This is a genomic window from Streptomyces sp. WMMC940 (assembly GCF_027460265.1).
Taxonomy (GTDB): domain Bacteria; phylum Actinomycetota; class Actinomycetes; order Streptomycetales; family Streptomycetaceae; genus Streptomyces.
Window position 1 is genome coordinate 4,274,681 of the sequence record NZ_JAPZBC010000001.1, and the last position, 18,280, is coordinate 4,292,960.

Consider the following 18,280-nt stretch of genomic DNA (forward strand, 5'->3'; position numbering starts at 1 on the left):
CCGAACCGCTTCCCCCGCGGCCCGGACCGTGACGGCTCCCGCCCGGACCGGGTCTTCGGCTGACCGGACCGTCTCCCTCCCACACAGGACCGCGGCGACCCCGGACGTCGACGACTTCACCCGCCCCTGGTGGGACGCCGCGGCCGAGGGCCGGCTGCTGGTCCGCCGCTGCGGCGCGTGCGGCCGCGCCCACCACTATCCGCGCGAGTTCTGCCCGCACTGCTGGAGCGACGACGTCGCCTGGGAGCCGGTGAGCGGCCGGGCGACGCTCTACACCTGGTCCGTCGTGCACCGCAACGACCTGCCGCCCTTCGACGCCCGCACGCCCTACACCGCCGCCGTCGTCGATCTCGCGGAGGGCCCGCGGATGATGACCGAGATCGTCGAGTGCGCGGAGGCGGACCTGCGGATCGGGATGGAGCTGGAGGTGGCCTTCCGGGAGGAGGGCGGGGGAGTGGTGGTGCCGGTGTTCCGGCCGGTGCCGTAGCTCAGCCGGCCGGCTCCGCCATCCGGCGCATGACGGGGACGGGGATCGTCGGGTTCACCAGGGCCGGTTCCGTGCCCATCGCGGCGACCGGCCGCCAAGCGGTCCGCGGCGGCAGGACGCCCTCGTCCCCTGGCCGGTCGCCCACGATCTCCAGCCCGGCGCGTTCCATCAACCCGGCGAACTCTTCTCTCCACCCCGTCATTCCGGCCATGATCCCCCTCCTCAGCCCTCCGGCGACAGGCACAGCTGCGCGGTGACCACGGCGAACAGCAGCTCCGGGTCCACGAACTCGCCCACGGCAGGCGGCCCCGAGCGCCATGACAGCGGATACGTGTTGCCGTCTGCGGCCGGGACGCCGACGTACTGGTCCCGGGCGCACGGGCCGAAGCAGGCGGCGCCGGGCGGCCAGGGATGCTCCTTGCTGCTGCCGGGAGGGATGAGGAAGTACGTCCACCTCCCGCGCCACATCTCCCGTACGACGGGCCCGGGATGCCCACCGGTGGCCCGTACGAGGTGGTGCAGCACCGCCTCGCCGCGGACCCCGCGGACGCGTACGGCGTCGAAGTGGACCCCCGCGAGTCGTAGCCGCACACCGGACGCCGGGACCCAATCGGGCAGTTTCTCGCTGGTCATGCCCCCGAGGATCGCCTCGGTTGCGTAGCGTGACCAGAGGGACACGGTCCACATCGGGCTGATGTGGGAAGGGCGGTGGGAGCTGTGGGATCGGCGGGATCGGGCAGGGAGCCTTCGCCCGCGCGCAGGCACGTGGGCGAACTGGTCAAGCTGTTCCGGGGCCTCGCGGACATGACGCAGCGGGACCTGGCGGAGCGATTGCTGATGTCGGAGTCGCTGCTGGGCGCGTACGAGCGGGCCGAGCGGATCCCGACGACGGCGTTCCTGGTGGAGGCGGACGCGGCACTCGGGGCGAAGGGGGTGCTGGCGTCGTGCGTGGCGATGATGGAGGAGGAGAAGTACTCGCCGAAGTTCCTGAGCTGGGTGCGGACTGTGGTCGATGCGGCGAGCTTCAGCGCGTACGAAACCATGGTGGTCCCCGGCCTGCTGCAAACTCCCGCGTACGCGCGGGCGCTGTACGAAGTCCGAGTGCCGACGTACGAGCCGGAGGAGACCGACCGATACGTCGAGGCACGGCTGGAGTTGCAAGCCATGCTGGATCGCAAGCCAAGGCCGACGATCAGTTACGTGGTCGAGGAGTCGGCGTTCCTCCGGCCGATCGGCGGTGAGGCGGTCCTCAAGGAACAGCTGCGACACCTCATTGAGTCGGTCCGTGCCAGAAACCACCTCACGGTCCAGGTGATGCCGACCCAGCGGTCCGTACACGCGGGCCTGCACGGCCCGTTGCAGCTCCTGAGCACCCTGGAGGGTCGGAATCTGGGGTTGGCCGAGGGACATGGCGGAGATACCTTGATCTCGAAGCCCGAAGAGGTGAACAGGCTCATCGATCTCTTCGGCGTACTGCGTGCCCAGGCCCTCACCCCCTGGGATTCCGTAGACCTGATCGAGAGAATGGCGGCGAAGCTATGACCCCGGGCCTGGTCTGGTTCAAGAGCAGCTACAGCACCAACGAGGGCGGAAGCTGCATCGAGATCGCCTACGACTGGCGCACCTCCAGCTACAGCAACAACGAGGGCGGCGAGTGCGTCGAGGTCGCCGCCTGTCCCCACACCGTCCACGTCCGCGACTCCAAGGTGCCCGGCGGCCCCGTGCTCGACGTGGCCCCGGGCGCCTGGGCCGCGTTCGTCTCCACGACCGCCGCCCCGCCCGCGGCACGGTAGTTCGGCAGAGCGCCCGCGTCGGCTCCATCCACGTCGGCCCGCCCGGACCGGGCGGGCTCGGGCATGTGCGCTCCGTCCGGCGTGCGGGCTTCGGGCCGTTGGCGGCCTCTGCCCCTCCGACCACGCGGCGCTGTTGCCGACGTCCTGGACGTCCTGCTGTCCGAGTCCCCGGGCCCGTCGCGCCCGCCGCGAATGTGATGCAGGTCTCACAGGTCGACCGGTCACTTCGGCGCGCCCCGTCGGTCATACCCGCAACAGCACCGCATACCAACGGTGTTGGCACCCACGTAGGACGCGCACGGACGACAGGAGACCGCCGCCATGACCACGCAGAGCAGCAGCGCCGTGAAGGGCCCCGCCAGCTACTTCCCCTCGATCGAGAAGAAGTACGGCCGCCCGGTGGCGCAATGGAAGGAGCTCATCCGCTCGTCCCCGCTGACCAAGCACATGGAACTCGTCTCCTGGCTCAAGACCGAGCACGGTCTGGGCCACGGCCACGCCAACGCCCTCGTCGCGCATACCCTCGCCGAGAGCGGGGCTGCGTAGCGAACGGTCGTACTCGGTCGGTTCATGCCCGGCGGCGTCCGGCGGTGAGTCGGTCGTCGAAGGTGATGTCGAGTCGAAGCGACAGTCCGGGTGACAGGGCGAACCGGGATGCGGGCAACGGGGCTCCTCGGCGACCAGCAGCAGTCCCGGCGGACCATCTGATCACCGCTGACCGTTGCCGGCGTGTGGGCGTGAACCCGTATGGCGTAGTGCGGCGACTCCACTCCCTAAGTACTCGATTTTGTCGCTTATACGATGGTTTGATGTGTGCTGCGACTCGAAGGGGGGATCGCACCTGACCAGCCATCACACGGCCCACCGGCCGAAGGAGTCGACATGCCTCGACCGCAGGAACCAACCCCCCACCCGGACTCAGGTGCGGCTGCGCAGCCCGCCGCCGTACGGACCGCCGGGCTCAGCAGGCACTGGGCACTGACCGTCATCGCGGCCGCCGGGCTGGCCACCGCCGCCACCACCGCGACCCTGCTTCCCGCCACCGCCGCCACACCGGCCGGAACCGATCGAGGCGCCCGTGCCACGGCCGTCGATGTGCAGGCGTCCGCACATCCGGCGGGCGTGTCCGGCAAGGGAGGCGGCGCGGTCGAGGACGAGGACGGGGAGCACTGGGTCGAATACACAGGCGACCCCGGCCGGCCCCGCTCCGCCGACACCGGTGGGCCCCGGGATGGCCTGGAACAGAGCCAGGGCCAGGGCTGGAGCGGCGAGGCCGGCACGGGCCGGACCGTGAGCGGCAAGAGCGGGGAAGGTCACGCCAGGGGGGATGAGAGCGGGACCAAGGGAGACGGGGGCGGGGACGGGCAGGCGAAGAACGACCAAGGCCGGGGTGAGGGCGAGGGCCATGCCCCGGGGCGTTCAGGCAAGGGCGACGGCCCTGCCGTACCGGTTGCGTGCAGTCCCAACGCGCTGATCGCCGCGATCACGGTTGCCAACCAGCAGGGCGGCGGCCACCTCAGTCTCGCCTCTCACTGCACCTACACCCTCACCGCCAACGAAGACGGCAACGGCCTGCCCGTCGTCATCCAGCCCATCACCATCGACGGCAACGGCGCCACCATCGCGCGGGCCGCCAACGCCGACCAGTTCCGCATCTTCAACGTCGGCACCGGCGGCGACCTGAAACTGCGCCATCTCACCGTCGCTCGCGGCAAGACCGCCGGCACTGACACCTACGGCGGCGGCGCCTACGTCAACGCCGCGGGCCGTCTCGACCTCGACTGCGTCACCTTCGAGAACAACACCGCCAAGGGCGTTGCCACCGGCACTACCACATTGGACGGTTTCGGCGGCGCCATCTACAACCAGGGCATCACCCGTATCCACCGCAGCACCTTCACCCGCAACAACGCCGTCAGCGCCACCCCCGCCGAAGGCAACCCCGCGGAAGGCGACGGCGGCGCCGTCTACAACGACAACGGCAAACTCGAAATCGCCAAAACGGAATTCACCCGCAACACCGCCGGCGATGACGGCGGCGCCATCTACAGCGCCGGCTCCACGACCATCGGCAAGAGCCTGTTCAAGAGCAACACCGCCAGCGGCACCACCGGCTCCGGCGGCGCCGTCCACGTCGCCGAGGGTGGGCCGACGGATATCGACAGCAGTGCCTTCCTCTACAACTACGCCGAAGGCGGTGGCGGCGCCTTCTTCACCGACCTCAACGGGACCCTGTACGTCCGCAGGAGCACCGTCGCCCGCAACACCAGCGACTTCGGTGGCGGCCTCTACGCCGACAACGACTCCCACACGGTGATCTCGGACAGCCGGTTCCGTGGCAACACCACCTTCGAAGGCGAAGGCGGCGGCATCTACCAGGACGGCGATCTCGCCCTCCGGCGCACGGTGGTCAGCGGTAACCAGGCCCCGACCGACGGTGCTACCGGTGGCGGCATCTACATCGAGACGGGCGAGGTCCTGAACCTGACCGACAGCAAGATCATCGATAACACCTCCGACACCGCACCCGGCGGTATCGACAACAACGGAACCGTCAACACCTACGGCACCAACACCATCGTGGACAACGTGCCGACCAACTGCGACGGCAGCACCAACCCCGTCCCGGGCTGCTTCGGCTGACGCTCACCCCCTTGCCCCGGGCCGGGATGCGCCGCGAGCGGCCCCCGCCCGGGGCACCCACGACCGCACGCACACCCCCGCCTCCATCCCGACGGACACGCTCCCGTCGCTGCCCGCCAGGTGGGCCGGGTCGAGCGGGGAGTAGCCGAACCAGGGTGATGCGCGGGGCAAGGGCGGCGTGTCGCCGAGGGCGACGGCGAGCACTCCCGCGGACGCCCGACCTGCGACGTGGGGCCCCGCCCGGCGGGAGCCCCACGTCCACTCACTCCACTCACCCCCGCCGGGTCAGAAGCGGTCGCGCGTCCCCTGCAGCCCCGGGACTCCCGGAGGTGTCGGCAGCGGAAGCCGCAGCCGGTCCTTGCGCTGGCCGGCCGGGGTCCGGCAGGTCAGGTCCTTCGCCGGGAGCCTGCCCGTCGTCAGATAGGCGGTGGCCGTCTTGTCCGCGCAGGACTTGGAGCCGTAGATGCCGTGGCCCACGCCGCCGAGTACGGTGACCATGCGGGAGCCCTTCATGGCCCGGCGCAGGCCCTGACCGCTGGTCAGCGGCGTCTGGGAGTCCCACTCGTTCTGCAGGACGAGCGCGCCGACCCTGTTGTCGATCCTGGTGGCCTGCTCGGGGCCGTTCTTCCAGAACGCGCACGGCTTGATGGTGGACGCGAAGTCCCCGTACAGCGGGTACCTGGCCTTGTCGCGGATCGCGTCACGGCGGTACTGCTCGGGGTCGCGCGGCCAGGAGCGGGTGTCGGCGCACACCACGGCCCAGAAGCTCGCGTCCGTGTTGTCCGAGGGCACGGCCCGGGCGAACGACGGCGGGACGGGGCTCGGCGAGGAGCTGCGCTCGCGGGACGGCGCTGGCTTCCTGCCCGCGGCGGCCTTCTTCAGGTCGGCGACCGTCTGCGCGGCGCCGGCCACGTCGAAGAACATCGCCCGTCCGGAGCGGATCTCGTCGCCGGTGACGGGCGTCCCGTCCAGGTCGATGGGCTTGCGGTCGGCCTGGGCGACGAGGCCCCAGAAGGTCTTGCGGACCTTCGCCGGGGTGTTCCCGAGCCTGTACGTGGCGTGCCGCTTGGCCGTCCACTCGCTCCAGTGCGTGAAAGCGGGCTCGGTGCCCTCCGCCCACACCTGGATCATGCCCCGCCAGATCCGCTGCGGGTCGACGGCGCTGTCCAGCACGAACCGGTCGGCCCGCTTGGGGAACATCTGCGTGTAGACGGCGCCGAGGTAGGTGCCGTAGGAGTACCCCAGGTAGGAGATCTTCTTCTCGCCCAGCACGGCGCGGATGACGTCCATGTCGCGCGCGGTGTTGCGGGTGGTGAACCGGAGCAGCGCGTCACCGCCCTTCGCCCGGCACTTCTCGGCCACCGTACGGGCCCACTTCACGTCCTTGGCGAACGTGGCGGCCTTGTACGGGCGCTCCCAGTTGCGTTCGTCGTCGTTCAGCCCGCAGCTCACGGGGGAGCTCTGGCCGACACCCCGCGGGTCGAACCCGATGAGGTCGTACTGCCTCTTCACGGACGCGGGCAGTTCGCCCGACAGGAACAGCGGCATGCTCAGGCCCTCGCCGCCGGGGCCGCCGGGGTTGAGCAGCAGCACTCCGCGCCGCTCCTTGGCGCTGGTGGCCTTCATCCGCGACACCGCGATCTCGATCTTCTTGCCGCCGGGACGGCCGTAGTCGAGCGGCACCTTGACCGTCGCGCACTGGAAGCCCGCCGGGTTCTGCGCGTCACAGCGCTTCCAGCGCGGCTTCTGCTGCGTGTACTGCTTCAAGGGGTCCGCCGCGGCAGGGGCCTTGCGCGCCGGGACGGCCGCCGAGGCGACGGCGGGGGTGAGCGCGGGGACGAGGGACGCGACGGCGCTGACGGCCAGAAGGGGGGCTATTCGTCTGCTTCGCACAATGATGCGGTCCTTGTGAGGGGGGTGGTCGAACGTCATCCACCCTTTCGCAGGACGCAGTTGGGCGAATCCCTCGCCGGGCCCGAGGTCGGTCCGACCGCAGGAGGAGGGCGCGCCACGGCGAATGGTCCCCCCGGCTGAGAACGGAAGCGGCCGATTTCCCGTCGGGGGTCCGTAGGCGTTCGGACGAACGTCCTTCCGGTGGGCGGGGACTGACGGCGTCTCCGGGGAGCCGGAGGGGAGGCGGCGCGGAGGCAGGGCGAAGCCGCCGGAGTCAGGACGCAGCCCTCACGGCCCCCTGTCCGTCTCGTGGCCCGCCCCCTCTAAGGCCAGAGCATTTCCCGGACCCACGCGTCCGCGTCGTCCTCTCGCCGGTAGCGCAGCCGGACGTGCCGGCGTCGCGCGTCCCCCTGGAAGAACTCGACCTCGGACGGGACGAGCACGTACACCGTCCAGGTCTCCGCCGCCGCCTCCGGATCGGTCTCGGCACGCTCCCACGCGGCCGCGCTCGCCCGCCGCAACTCCTCCTGCGAGCCGAGGACCTCGCTCTGCCGGCCGACGAGCGCCGCCGCCAGCGCCCCGGTCGACCGGGCGTGCAGATCGGCGTACGCCTCCTCCGGGGTGCCCGACACGACCCGGCCGCGGACGCGTACCTGCCGGCCGTGCACGGGCCAGTAGAAGCCGAGCGCGGCCCCCGGGCGGGCCGCGAGCTGGCGGCCCTTGGCGCTGGTCGCGTGGGTGGCGAAGTGCCACCCGTGGGCGTCCGCGCCGTGGAGCATGAGCGTCCGCAGGTCGGGCCGGCAGTCCTCGTCCACGGTGGCGAGGGTCATGGTGTGCGGTTCGGGCTGGCCGGCGGCCGCGGCCTCCACGAACCAGCGGTGGAACAGCGGCAGCGGCTCCGCCGGGGCGCCGTCCGGGTCGAAGGAGGGCAGGTCCGTGTCCCAGACCTTCAGCGACCTGAGCAGCTCACGGAACTCTCGGGCGGTGCCGTCGCCGCCGGGATCGTGCGTCATGCCCCGATCATCACACCTGGCCCAGGTCGGACGACAGCCACCGCTGCGGCCGCATCCGCAGCACGACCGTTTCGCCGTGCTCCTTCAGCGCGAACTCGACGTACCCGTCGACCTTGTCCGGCGGCAGGTAGCGGGTGGCGAGCTCCCGCAGCGCCGCCTCGGTGCCGGGTTCCGTCGAGGTGACGGGCCCCTCGACCTGGACGTAGCGGACCGTGGGCTGCAGCCGGTCGACCATCAGCGAGAACCGCCCCGCCGCGCCGATCAGCCGGTGCTTGCGCGAATCGCGCCCGGTCAGGATCCAGACGTCCCCGCCGGGTTCGTACTGGTACCAGATCGGCACGCTCAGCGGCGCCCGGCCCTCCTCGCCGGAGTCGATCGCGATCGCCGCGACATGGGGCTCCGCCAGGAACTGCTCACGCTCTTCGCGACTGAGGGCCACCGGAATCTCCTCACGGGCTCGTGAACGGTCTGCGGGAAGGCGTCGCCCTCCCGTCCTCGTCCCACTGTGCCGCAAACGCCGCCCGGGCCAGGCCCCGGACGCGCGGGGGAACCGGGGCCGGGCACCGGGGACCGGTTCGTGGCCCCGGGCCGCCCCCGTGCCCGCCCGTGTCGTTCAACGGCCCAGTACCACCGTCCCCGACGAGCAGAACCAGCCGCCCGTACCCGAGGCCACGGCCAGTTCCGGAACTCTGCCGTCGGCCCGCCGCACCTGGTGCCCGCCCGCCTCCCCGCGCAGTTGGCGCACCGCTTCGACCATCAGGAACAGGCCGCGCATGCCCGGATGGCAGGCGGAGAGGCCACCACCGTCGGTGTTCACGGGCAGCTCCCCGTCCAGCCGCAGCCGGCCCTTCTCCACGAACGCCCCGCCCTCTCCCTTCGCGCAGAAACCCAGGTCCTCCAGCGTCACGAGCGTCATGTAGGTGAAGGCGTCGTAGATTTCGGCGATGTCGACGTCCTCCGGTCGTACGCCCGCCCGCTCGAACGCCAGCCGCCCGCTCACCGCGGCCGGTGAGACCGTGAAGTCGTCCCACTCCGACATCGTCGTGTGGGACACGTGCTCGCCGCTGCCGAGGACCCACACCGGCTCCTTCGCGGTGTCCGGGACGTACTCCTCCGCCACGAGCAGCACCGCGCAGCCGCCGTCGCTGCGGACGCAGCAGTGCAGCTTGGTGAACGGGTCGGCGATGACGGGCCCGGACAGCACGTCGTCCACGGTGATCGGGTCGCGGAACATCGCCTCCGGGTTGCGGGAGGCGTTCGCCCGCGCCTGGACGGCGACTTCGGCCAGCTGCTCCGCCGTCGTCCCGTACTGGTGCATGTGGCGGCGGGCGGCCATGGCGTACTTGGCGATCAACGTGTGCCCGTACGGCACCTCGAACTGCAGCGGCCCGCGGGCGCCGAAGGAGAGGTTGGAGGTGCGCCGGCCCGCGCGGACGTCGGCGCGGGCCGTCGAACCGTAGACGAGGAGCACCGCGTTCGCGTGGCCCGCGGCGATGGCGTCCGCGGCGTGCGCGGCCATGACCTCCCAGGTGGCGCCGCCGACGGAGGTGGAGTCCACCCAGCGCGGCCCGAGTCCCAGGTAGTCGGCGACCTCGGCCGGGGCGAGGGTGCCCAGACCGGCCGAGGCCAGGCCGTCGACGACGTCGCGGCCGAGCCCCGAGTCGGCGAGGGCGCGCCGGGCGGCCTGGGCGTGCAGTGCGTACGGGGTGGTGCCGTCGACGCGGCCGCAGTCCGAGAGGGATATGCCGACGACGGCGACCTTGCGGGGGTGGCGCTGACTGCATGGCATGAATCTGACGGTACATCAGGTATATGTGCGGCGGTACGGCCCTCGGCGCCCGCGGTCCCCGCCCGCCCCCGCTCTGGGCTTCTGCCGTCACCACCTCTAACATGACGGCCCGTCAGAAGACGAGGGGAGCACCGATGGACGCCGCGTTCACCCCGGAGCAGTGCGAGATCCGCCGTACCCTGCGCGCCGCCCTCTTCGAAGGCGGCCCGCCGGGACCGCCCCGACGCGACGCCACCGCCCCCACCGCCGGGCCCGGTTACGACCCCGACCTGTGGGCACGGCTCGCCGACGGACTCGGACTGCCCGGACTCGCCCTCGACGAGAGGTACGGCGGCGCCGGCTGCGGCATCACGGAGCTCGCCCTCGCCTCCGAGGAGACCGGCCGGGCACTCGTACCGCTGCCGCTGTTCGCCACCTCCGGACTCGCCGCCCCACTGATCGCCGCACTCGGCACCGAACGGCAGCGCGCCGAGCTCCTGCCCGGAATCGCCGGCGGCTCGCTCACCGCCGCCCTCTGCGTACCCGGCACCGCCCTCGCCACCGCCCTCGCCCTCACCGGCGGCGACGCGCACGGCACCTGGGCCGGCGGCGGCCGCGCCGGCGGCATCCAGGCCCGGCCCGAGAGCCACGGCGGCTGGCGGCTCTACGGGGAGGCCGAACAGGTCCTCGACGGGCACAGCGCCGGACTCCTCCTCGTCGCCGCGCGCACCGGCGGCTTCATCCGAGGCCGCACCCTCCTCTTCCTCGTACGCGCCCGGGACGCCGACGGCCTGCGCCGCGCCCGGTGGACCGCGCTCGACGAGACTCGGCCGCAGGCCCGCGTCCAACTCCGCGACACACCGGCCGAACTGCTCGGCGACGACCCCGGCGCGGACGTGCCCGCCGCGCTCGCCGCCACCGGCCGCACCGCCGCGACGCTGCTCGCGGCGGAGGCCGTCGGCGCGGCCGCGGCCGCACTGGCCCGCACCGTGGAGCACGTGAAGGACCGGCAGCAGTTCGGCCGGGCCGTCGGCTCCTTCCAGGCCGTCAAACACCGCCTGGCCGACCTGTACGTACGCGTCCAGGCGGCCAGGTCCGCCGCGTACTACGCCGCCTGGGACCCCGGCGAGAGCACGCTCGCCCTCGCCCAGTGCCTGGAGGCGCTCCGGACCGTCACCGGCGAGGCGATCCAGCTGCACGGAGGCATCGGCTTCACCTGGGAGCACGTGGCCCACCGGTACTTCAAGCGGGCCGCCTCCGACGAACTGCTCTTCGGGCCCGTCCACCGGCTGCGCGCACGGGCGGCGGAGACGGCGGGCCTGCTCGCCCCGGCAGCCGCCGCCCCCGCAGCCGCGACGGCGGCGCTCGCCCACGGGTCCCGGGACGGGACCGGGGCGGGACCGGGCGCGCGAGAGGCGGCGGGCGTCTGATGCGCACCGGAATCCGCATGGTCCGGAAGATCTCCTCGACCCGTGCCTTCACACGGCTCGCCCCGCACGTCATCCCCGCCCTGGACCGGGCCGTCCACCGGATCACCCGGGGCAAGGTGCTGCCCAGCGCGCGGATGCTGCCCGGGCTCGTGCTGACCGCGCGCGGCGCGAGGACCGGGCTCCCGCGCCGGACGCCGCTCGCGTGCATGCCCGAGGAGGCGACCGGCGGCTGGATCCTCGTCGGCTCCAACTTCGGCCGGCCGGGTCACCCGGCGTGGACGGGCAATCTGCTCGCGCACCCCGAGGCGGAGATCAGCTGGCGGGGTGGGGACGTGCCGGTCCGGGCGGAATTGCTGACCGGCGAGGAACGCGCGGCGGCCTGGGGCGCGGCGCTCGCGTTCTGGCCCCCGTACGCGACGTACCAGGCGAGGATCGACAGGGAGATCCGGCTCTTCCGGCTGACGCGGCGGAACACCGAGGCGGACGACTGACGCCGCGGGGCCGCGCGGGCGTGCCCGACCGTGCGGAGCGGCCACGACGGACCTGCCGGGACGTGCCGGGGCAGGGGCGTGGGCCCGTAAGGGGTTCGTGCGGGCGTGCCGGGGGAGGGGCGTGGTCCCGTGAAGGGGTTCGTGCGGGTCGGCGGAGGCGCGTCCCCCGCCGGTGCGGGCCTCCGCAGTGGTCGGCGGGGGCGTGCTCGGCCGGTCCGCGGCCCCGCGTGCGGACCGGTCAGGGTGTACGCGCGGGAGGCGGAAGGTGCGACGGCGAGAGGGCGTGCCGGTGGAGCGCGGGCCGCCGCGGGCGCGGTCATGACGGCGACGAGCCGCCGCTGCCGACGGCCGACGTGGCCGGAGGTGAACGGGCGTGCCTGTGACAGGACTTGGCGCGAGCGCACCCGTCATCGCGGCCCGCCCGCTACTTCGTCGGCTTCCTGCCCGTGATACCCAGGTGCACCAACAGCGCCAGGTTCGGCCTCAGTTCGGCCTGCTTGACGCCCCACGTCTGGAAGCCCTTCTGGTGCGAGGCCACCGAGGCCAGCATCGCCACCAGCGAACCCGACACCGCCATCGGGCTGACGTCCTTGTCGACCTTGCCCTTGGACTGGAGCTCCTTCACCGCGTCCGCGAGGGAGTTGGTGACCGAGTTCAGGATCTTCATGCGGAGCTTGTAGAAACGTTTGTCGCCCTCGGCCGCGCCGAGGTCCACCACGCGGAGGATCGCGTCGTGCCTGCGCCAGAAGTCGAGGAATCCCTCGACGAGTTGCTCCGCGGTCTGCCAGCCCGCCTTGCCGACCCAGGACCGGCCCGCGACCAGGTCCGTCAACGCGGCGCCCTCCGTGGCCATTTCCTCCGCGAGTTCGAGGACCGCGCCCTCGACGTCGGGGAAGTACTGGTAGAAGGTCGCGGGTGAGGTCCCCGCTTTCCGGGCCACATCGATGACCTTGACGTCCCGGTACGGCGAGGAGCTGAGCATCTCGCTGAGACAGTCGAGCAGCTTCTGCCGCGTCGCCTGTCCGCGACGGCCGGCGACCCGGCCGTCGACGGTGCGTACTTGTCCTGTCATGCCGTCAGCTTACCGAGGGGTGATCGGCGCGCGATTCGGCCGAGTGCAAATGGGGTGCTCCCGCACCGTCCCCCGGGTGGGCCAACAGTGTTATCAACAGCCTGTGGATAATTTCGGTGGACAACTCAACGAACGGGCCCCTCTGCGTGCGGCGCATGCCGCAGTCCGATTGACTGTGACTGACATCACACCCTGTGTCGAGGGCTCTGCGCCGTGGAATCCGCACCAGGAACCCGCCCCCGCGGAACCCGCGCCGAGGAAGGGGCCGGACCATGGCCGCATTCACCGAGGGCACCCCCTGCTGGGTGGACGCCCAGCTGCCCGACCTCGAAGCGGGCAAGCGCTTCTACGGCGAACTGTTCGGCTGGACGTACGGCGGGAAAAGCGCTGATCACGGCCCCTACCCGCACTACACCGACGCCCTCCTCGACGGGAAACCCGTCGCGGCCCTCGCCTCCAAGAGCGACGGCCGCATGCCCACCACCTGGGGCGTCTACTTCGCCACCGGCGACGCCGCCGCGACCGCCCGGAGGATCAGGGACGCCGGCGGTCAGGTGATCACCGCCCCCACGCCCGTCGACGGCCTCGGCACCGTCGTCCTCGCCGCCGACCCCGCGGGCGCCGTGTTCGGCCTCTGGCAGAAGGGCGAACGCGACGGCTTCGCCCTCCGGGGCGAGCCCGGCTCGTTCTGCTGGACCGAGGTCTACACCCGCGACAAGGACGCCGTCGACCCCTTCTACCAGGAAGTATTCGGCTTCCAGGGCACCCCGCTGCCCGACGACACCGTCGACTACCTGATGTGGTCGCCCGCCGGGACCGAACCCGGTGAGGACACCGCCGTCGGGGCCCGCAGCGTCATCACCGACGCGTTCCCCGCGGAGATGCCCGGCCACTTCCTCGTCTACTTCACCGTCGGCGACACCGACGCCACCGTCGAACACGCCACCCGGCTCGGCGCCCGCGTCACCGCGCCGCCCTTCGACATCCCCTACGGACGTATGGCCGTCCTCACCGACGACCAGGGAGCCGCCTTCGCCGTACTGGCGGAGCCCGGGCCCGGGGCGCCCCTCGGACCCGCATCCGGGAACGCGCTCGAACAAGAGCCCGAACAAGAGTCCGACCGGAAGTCCGAACGGCAGCCCGAGAAGCCGGCCGGGCCCGACGCGGAACCGCCCGGAAACAACCGGGCCGGACCTCGAACCGAACGCGCGGACGAGCCCACATCCGAACAGCGGCCCGACACCCCGGACCGGCCCGCCGACTGAAGCCGCCGAACCCACCGAACCCGCCCACCAACCCCCCGGCAGCCCGGCAAAATAGCCCGAGACACCCCGATACCGCCCCGGGTTCGCAACCGTGCCCTCCGGCAGGAACAATCAGGTGGCGACGGGGCCGTACCTACATGGCCCCTACGGGGAGGTGGCAAGCGAAGTGGAGCAGCTGACGCAGCACGACCCGAGGCGGATCGGCCCCTTCGAGGTGCTGGGACGGCTCGGCGCCGGCGGCATGGGGCTGGTCTATCTCGCACGGTCGGCGTCCGGCCGGCGCGTGGCGATCAAAACGGTGCGCACGGAGCTCGCCGAGGACCAGTTGTTCCGCGTCCGCTTCACACGCGAGGTCGAAGCGGCACGAGCGGTCTCCGGCTTCTACACCGCGGCCGTCGTGGACGCCGACCCGCGCGCCGCCGTGCCCTGGCTCGCCACCGCCTACGTCCCCGCCCCCTCCCTCGAGGAAATAGTGAACGAGTGCGGGCCCCTGCCCGCCCAGGCGGTCCGCTGGCTGGCGGCCGGAATCGCCGAGGCCCTCCAGTCCATCCACGGCGCGGGCCTGGTCCACCGCGACCTCAAGCCGTCCAACGTCCTCGTCGTCGAGGACGGCCCCCGCGTGATCGACTTCGGCATCGCGTCAGGCGTCTCCAACACCCGCCTCACCATGACCAACGTCGCCGTCGGCACCCCCGCCTACATGTCGCCCGAACAGGCCCGCGACTCCCGCAGCGTCACCGGCGCCAGCGACGTCTTCTCCCTCGGCTCCACCCTCGTCTTCGCCGCCACCGGACACGCGCCCTTCCACGGCGCCAACCCCGTCGAGACCGTCTTCATGCTCCTGCGCGAAGGCCCCGACCTCGCCGGGCTCCCCGACGAACTGCGCCCCCTCATCGAATCCTGCATGCAGATGGACGCCACCCTCCGGCCCAGCCCCGAGGACCTCCAGGCACAACTCGCACCCCACCTCTTCTCCTCCGGCGGCGACGACAGCGGCACCGCCTCCGCCTGGCTGCCCGGGCGCGCCGTCTCCCTCATCGAGGACCGCCGCGGCGGACGGCTGCCCGGCGCCGGCGGCCCCGCAGCCCGGCCCCGCCCCCACACACCCCCCGTACCCCCCAGGCCCGAACACGCCCCCGCCCGGCACACCGGCGGACCCGACCCCCGCAACACCGCGCCCGTACGCCCCCAGCACGCCCCGCCCGGCCCCGACCACGGACCCGTCCAGCTGCCCGGCGCCAAGGTCCCCATCGGCCCCGGCCCCCGCGCCGCGGCCGACGCCCGAGCCGTCGCCGTCGACGCCGGCCCCGCCACCGGCTGGATCCGCCCGCCCGGCGGAGAAGCCGCCACCAACGCCATGACCGCCGCCCCGCCCGTACCCGCACCCACCACACCCCCGGACACCGGCCCCGCACGCTGGCGCCCCTGGCGCTTCCGCATGTCCAACGACGTCTGGGGCACCCCCGTCGTCGACGGCGACCTCCTCTACGTCACCTCCTTCGAGGTCCACGCCCTCGACGTCGCCAGCGGCCGCCGCCAGTTCAAGACCCGCGACGTCGCCTGGGCCATGACCGTCCACGGCGGACGCATCCACGCCTCCGACGGACCCACCCTCTACGCCCTCGACGCCAACGACGGCAGCGAACGCTGGCGCACCCAGACCGACGCCTGGGTCTACTCCCTCGAAGCCGCCCGCGGCACCGTCGTCACCGCCACCCGCGGCGGCGGCGTCCAGGGCCGGGAAGCCTCCAACGGCGAAAAACTCTGGGAGATCACCGGAGCCCAGAGCGACTTCGAAACCCCCGAAGCCGGACCCGCGCTCCGCGACGACACCGTCTACGTGTGGCGCAACGCCCGCCTCCAGGCCCTCGACGCCCGCACCGGCACCGAACGCTGGTCCTACCCCGTCGGCGACGCCGCCTCCTGCGGCGGCGCACCCGTACGCGTCACCCAGGCCCCCGACGGCTGCACCTACCTCGCCGCCGGCACCCGCGTCCTCTGCGTCGACACCATCACCGGCCACGTGCGCTGGCACTTCGAAGCCCCGGCGGTCTTCCTCTCCCCACCCGCCTTCGCCCCAGGCCCCGCCGTCACCGGCGGCGGCATCTACCTCGCCGACTACCTCGGCACCGTCTACGCCCTCGACGCCACCACCGGAAAGGACCGCTGGCGCATCGCCACCGAGGCCCGCCAGTCCATCGAACCCGTCCTCGTCGCCGACGGCAGCATCCACGTCGGCAGCGGCAGCGCCCTCTACACCCTCGACGCCGTCACCGGCACCCCCAAATGGAGATTCGCCGCCGGCGGCGAGGTCACCGGCAGCCCCGCCGTGGCCGACGGCCGGATCCACTTCGGCTCCGCCGACCACGTGCTCTACACCCTCGACGCGGCCGGCGGACAACTCCGCTGGAAACTCGCCACCGGCGGCGAGATCACCGGCTCACCCGTCGCCCGCAACGGCGTCGTCTACGCCTGCTCCAAGGACCGCTGCGTCTACGCCCTCGACGCCGCCAAGGGAACCGCCACCGGCCGCACCGCCGCACCCCGGTAACCCTCGACGGACCCCCCGGCCGGGAGCCCCGGCGCCCCGGCCGGGACGACCGCGAGAACTACGGCCCCCGCCCCTCGTCACGGAACGGATCCTGAGCCGGACCAGCACCGTACGGGTCCCGCCGAGGCTGCCGCGGCCCCGACCCGTACGGCGGAGGAGGCGGATACGCCGGCAGCCGCTGCGTGTCGTCCGGCTCAGGCGACCACGCGTACGGACCCGCCACCTCCGGCGGATACGCCCCCGGATCCCCCGGCGGATAACCGGCCGGATACGCCCTCGGATCCCCCGGATACCCGGCCGGATCCTCCGGCAGGCCGTCGTAGCCCGGCTCCTCGAACGCCACCACCCTCGGCGCACGCCCCCGCATCACGACCGCCGCCAGCAACAGCAGAAGACCGCCGCCCAGCGCCGCCGCGACCCCCTCACCCAGCCCAGGCAGCCCACCACCCACCGACAGATAGCCCGCCGCCTGACCCTGGCGCACCATCCACAGGACCGTAAACCCCAGCACCACAAGCCCCGCCAGCGCCACCAGCAACCGCGACCGCAACACCACACCGAGCAACGTCACCAGCGCGGCGAACGCATACGGCAGCACGATCGACGACACGACCTCCGTCTGCGCGTCCGTGATACCGCCGAACAGATCCTGGATCCGGTAGTCGATGCCGAGACGGCCGTCGTACCAGGCACGGAAGGGGCTGCATACGGCGGCCGCCGCTCCGGCGAGAGCCAGGACCGACCCGATGACGTTGCGGACCATGGCCGGCCTCCTCTCCGCAGCACGACGCTACGCCCGTGGTACCCCGATCGCGACCCCTGAACCGACCCCCGCCCCGCACCCGCCCCGCCCGGGACGGACCCGGCCACGGGCAACGCCGGCACACGGTCCTCACCCTCCATACGGCCGACCGGGCCCCCGCACTCACCACCGGACGCCCCAACCGCCCCACCACCCCCCGCCGCTACATTGGTGGCCGCCCCACCGAGGAGAAGCCCGTGCCCGCCCGCCCCAGCGTCCTGTACGTCACCGACCTCGCCTACCCGGCACGCGGACGGCGCTACTGCGACGAGGACATCCACCTCACCTCACGACTCCGCGCCGACTTCGACCTCGCCCTCTGCCACCCACTCGACACCGCCGCCCTCATGGACGGCTTCGACGCCGTCGTCGTCCGCAACAGCGGCCCCGTACTCCACCACCGCGACGCCCACGACACCTTCCGCGCCCGGGCCACCGCCCACGGCACCCGCGTCTACAACCCGCTCACCGGCCGAGGCGACATGGCCGGCAAGCAGTACCTGCTCGACCTCACCCGGGCCGGACACCCCGTCATCCCCACCGTCGACCGACCCGAGGACCTCCACCTGCTGCCCCGGGCCGACCAGTACGCGGTCAAGCCCCGCGACGGAGCCGACTCCATCGGCCTGCGATTCCTGACCCACGACGAACTCGCCACGTCCATCCGGTCCACCGAGGCCACCGGCCCCGACCACGGCGACGTCCTCGTCCAGCCGCGCATCGACTTCCGCTACGAGGTGTCGTTCTACTACGTCGACCACACCTTCCAGTACGCCCTCCACGCCCCCGACCCCGAACGCCGCTGGGCCCTGGAACGCTACGAGCCCACCGACGCCGACCTCGCCTTCGCCCGGCGCTTCATCGACTGGAACACCCTCGACCACGGAATCCAGCGCGTCGACGCCTGCCGCACCCGCGAGGGCGACCTCCTCCTCGTCGAACTCGAGGACCTCAATCCCTACCTCTCCCTCGACCTCCTCGACGAACCGACCCGCGACGCCTTCGTCGCCGCCATGACCGCCTCGCTCCACCGGTTCCTGGACACGACGCCGCCGGCGTACCGGTGATCCCG

17 protein-coding genes and 2 pseudogenes are annotated in these 18,280 nt (G+C 72.4%); 10 read left to right on the top strand and 9 right to left on the bottom strand.

Going from position 1 to position 18,280, the window contains the following annotated elements; genetic code table 11:
* The first annotated feature begins 28 nt into the window (after positions 1–28).
* The gene (locus O7595_RS18865; protein ID WP_269729823.1) at positions 29–487 is read left to right on the top strand and encodes a Zn-ribbon domain-containing OB-fold protein; all 459 of its coding nucleotides are present in this window, start codon (positions 29–31) and stop codon (positions 485–487) included.
* 1 nt (position 488) lies between these two features.
* Here the strand turns inward: O7595_RS18865 and O7595_RS18870 are convergent, their stop codons facing one another.
* Positions 489–698, bottom strand: coding sequence for a hypothetical protein (locus O7595_RS18870; protein ID WP_269729824.1), 210 nt, complete (start codon positions 696–698; stop codon positions 489–491).
* A gap of 11 nt (positions 699–709) precedes the next feature.
* Positions 710–1,120 (bottom strand): hypothetical protein, encoded by a 411-nt coding sequence (locus O7595_RS18875; RefSeq protein WP_269729825.1) that lies wholly within the window; start codon positions 1,118–1,120, stop codon positions 710–712.
* 132 nt (positions 1,121–1,252) lie between these two features.
* Between O7595_RS18875 and O7595_RS18880 the strand changes: the two genes are divergently transcribed.
* The 4 genes from O7595_RS18880 to O7595_RS18895 all read left to right on the top strand — a co-directional run bounded on the left by O7595_RS18880 (position 1,253) and on the right by O7595_RS18895 (position 4,923).
* A complete protein-coding gene (locus O7595_RS18880) occupies positions 1,253–2,029 on the top strand; it encodes a helix-turn-helix domain-containing protein (protein WP_269729826.1) in 777 nt (258 codons plus the stop codon).
* Positions 2,026–2,280: a DUF397 domain-containing protein gene (locus O7595_RS18885; RefSeq protein ID WP_269729827.1), complete on the top strand. Its 255-nt coding sequence runs from the start codon at positions 2,026–2,028 to the stop codon at positions 2,278–2,280. The genes O7595_RS18880 and O7595_RS18885 overlap by 4 nt, the downstream gene beginning before the upstream one ends.
* 321 nt (positions 2,281–2,601) lie before the next feature.
* Entirely contained in the window at positions 2,602–2,826 is a 225-nt protein-coding gene (locus tag O7595_RS18890) for a DUF4287 domain-containing protein (RefSeq protein WP_269729828.1), read from the top strand.
* 336 nt (positions 2,827–3,162) lie between these two features.
* Positions 3,163–4,923, top strand: coding sequence for a hypothetical protein (locus O7595_RS18895; RefSeq protein WP_269729829.1), 1,761 nt, complete (start codon positions 3,163–3,165; stop codon positions 4,921–4,923).
* A 3-nt stretch (positions 4,924–4,926) separates the two neighbouring features.
* Here the strand turns inward: O7595_RS18895 and O7595_RS18900 are convergent.
* The 5 genes and pseudogenes from O7595_RS18900 to O7595_RS18920 form a co-directional block, all read right to left on the bottom strand.
* Positions 4,927–5,124 (bottom strand): annotated as a pseudogene (locus tag O7595_RS18900) (hypothetical protein); the annotation flags it as partial.
* 84 nt (positions 5,125–5,208) lie between these two features.
* Entirely contained in the window at positions 5,209–6,816 is a 1,608-nt protein-coding gene (locus tag O7595_RS18905) for an alpha/beta hydrolase (RefSeq protein ID WP_269729830.1), read from the bottom strand.
* A gap of 323 nt (positions 6,817–7,139) precedes the next feature.
* Positions 7,140–7,829 (bottom strand): pyridoxine/pyridoxamine 5'-phosphate oxidase, encoded by a 690-nt coding sequence (locus O7595_RS18910; RefSeq protein ID WP_269729831.1) that lies wholly within the window; start codon positions 7,827–7,829, stop codon positions 7,140–7,142.
* A 10-nt stretch (positions 7,830–7,839) separates the two neighbouring features.
* Positions 7,840–8,268, bottom strand: coding sequence for a pyridoxamine 5'-phosphate oxidase family protein (locus O7595_RS18915; RefSeq protein ID WP_269729832.1), 429 nt, complete (start codon positions 8,266–8,268; stop codon positions 7,840–7,842).
* A gap of 174 nt (positions 8,269–8,442) precedes the next feature.
* A complete protein-coding gene (locus tag O7595_RS18920) occupies positions 8,443–9,618 on the bottom strand; it encodes a thiolase C-terminal domain-containing protein (protein ID WP_269729833.1) in 1,176 nt (391 codons plus the stop codon).
* 134 nt (positions 9,619–9,752) lie between these two features.
* On the opposite strand from O7595_RS18920, the gene O7595_RS18925 reads away from it, so the two are divergent.
* On the top strand, positions 9,753–11,027 hold the full coding sequence (locus O7595_RS18925; protein ID WP_269732537.1) for an acyl-CoA dehydrogenase family protein: 1,275 nt from the start codon (positions 9,753–9,755) through the stop codon (positions 11,025–11,027).
* Positions 11,027–11,518, top strand: coding sequence for a nitroreductase family deazaflavin-dependent oxidoreductase (locus O7595_RS18930; RefSeq protein ID WP_269729834.1), 492 nt, complete (start codon positions 11,027–11,029; stop codon positions 11,516–11,518). The genes O7595_RS18925 and O7595_RS18930 overlap by 1 nt, the downstream gene beginning before the upstream one ends.
* Positions 11,519–11,942: 424 nt before the next feature.
* Here the strand turns inward: O7595_RS18930 and O7595_RS18935 are convergent, their stop codons facing one another.
* Entirely contained in the window at positions 11,943–12,590 is a 648-nt protein-coding gene (locus O7595_RS18935) for a TetR family transcriptional regulator (protein ID WP_269729835.1), read from the bottom strand.
* Positions 12,591–12,862: 272 nt separating this feature from the next.
* Between O7595_RS18935 and O7595_RS18940 the strand changes: the two are divergent.
* Together O7595_RS18940 and O7595_RS18945 are read left to right on the top strand one after the other, a co-directional pair.
* Positions 12,863–13,651: pseudogene (locus O7595_RS18940) on the top strand (VOC family protein); the annotation flags it as partial.
* A 370-nt stretch (positions 13,652–14,021) separates the two neighbouring features.
* Complete coding sequence (locus O7595_RS18945) at positions 14,022–16,406, top strand: outer membrane protein assembly factor BamB family protein (protein WP_269729836.1); 2,385 nt, start codon at positions 14,022–14,024, stop codon at positions 16,404–16,406.
* Positions 16,407–16,464: 58 nt separating this feature from the next.
* Here O7595_RS18945 and O7595_RS18950 read toward each other — a convergent pair whose 3' ends face one another.
* Positions 16,465–17,169 (bottom strand): hypothetical protein, encoded by a 705-nt coding sequence (locus tag O7595_RS18950; RefSeq protein ID WP_269729837.1) that lies wholly within the window; start codon positions 17,167–17,169, stop codon positions 16,465–16,467.
* Positions 17,170–17,405: 236 nt separating this feature from the next.
* On the opposite strand from O7595_RS18950, the gene O7595_RS18955 reads away from it, so the two are divergent.
* Positions 17,406–18,275 (top strand): hypothetical protein, encoded by an 870-nt coding sequence (locus O7595_RS18955; RefSeq protein WP_269729838.1) that lies wholly within the window; start codon positions 17,406–17,408, stop codon positions 18,273–18,275.
* The last annotated feature ends 5 nt before the right edge of the window (positions 18,276–18,280 follow it).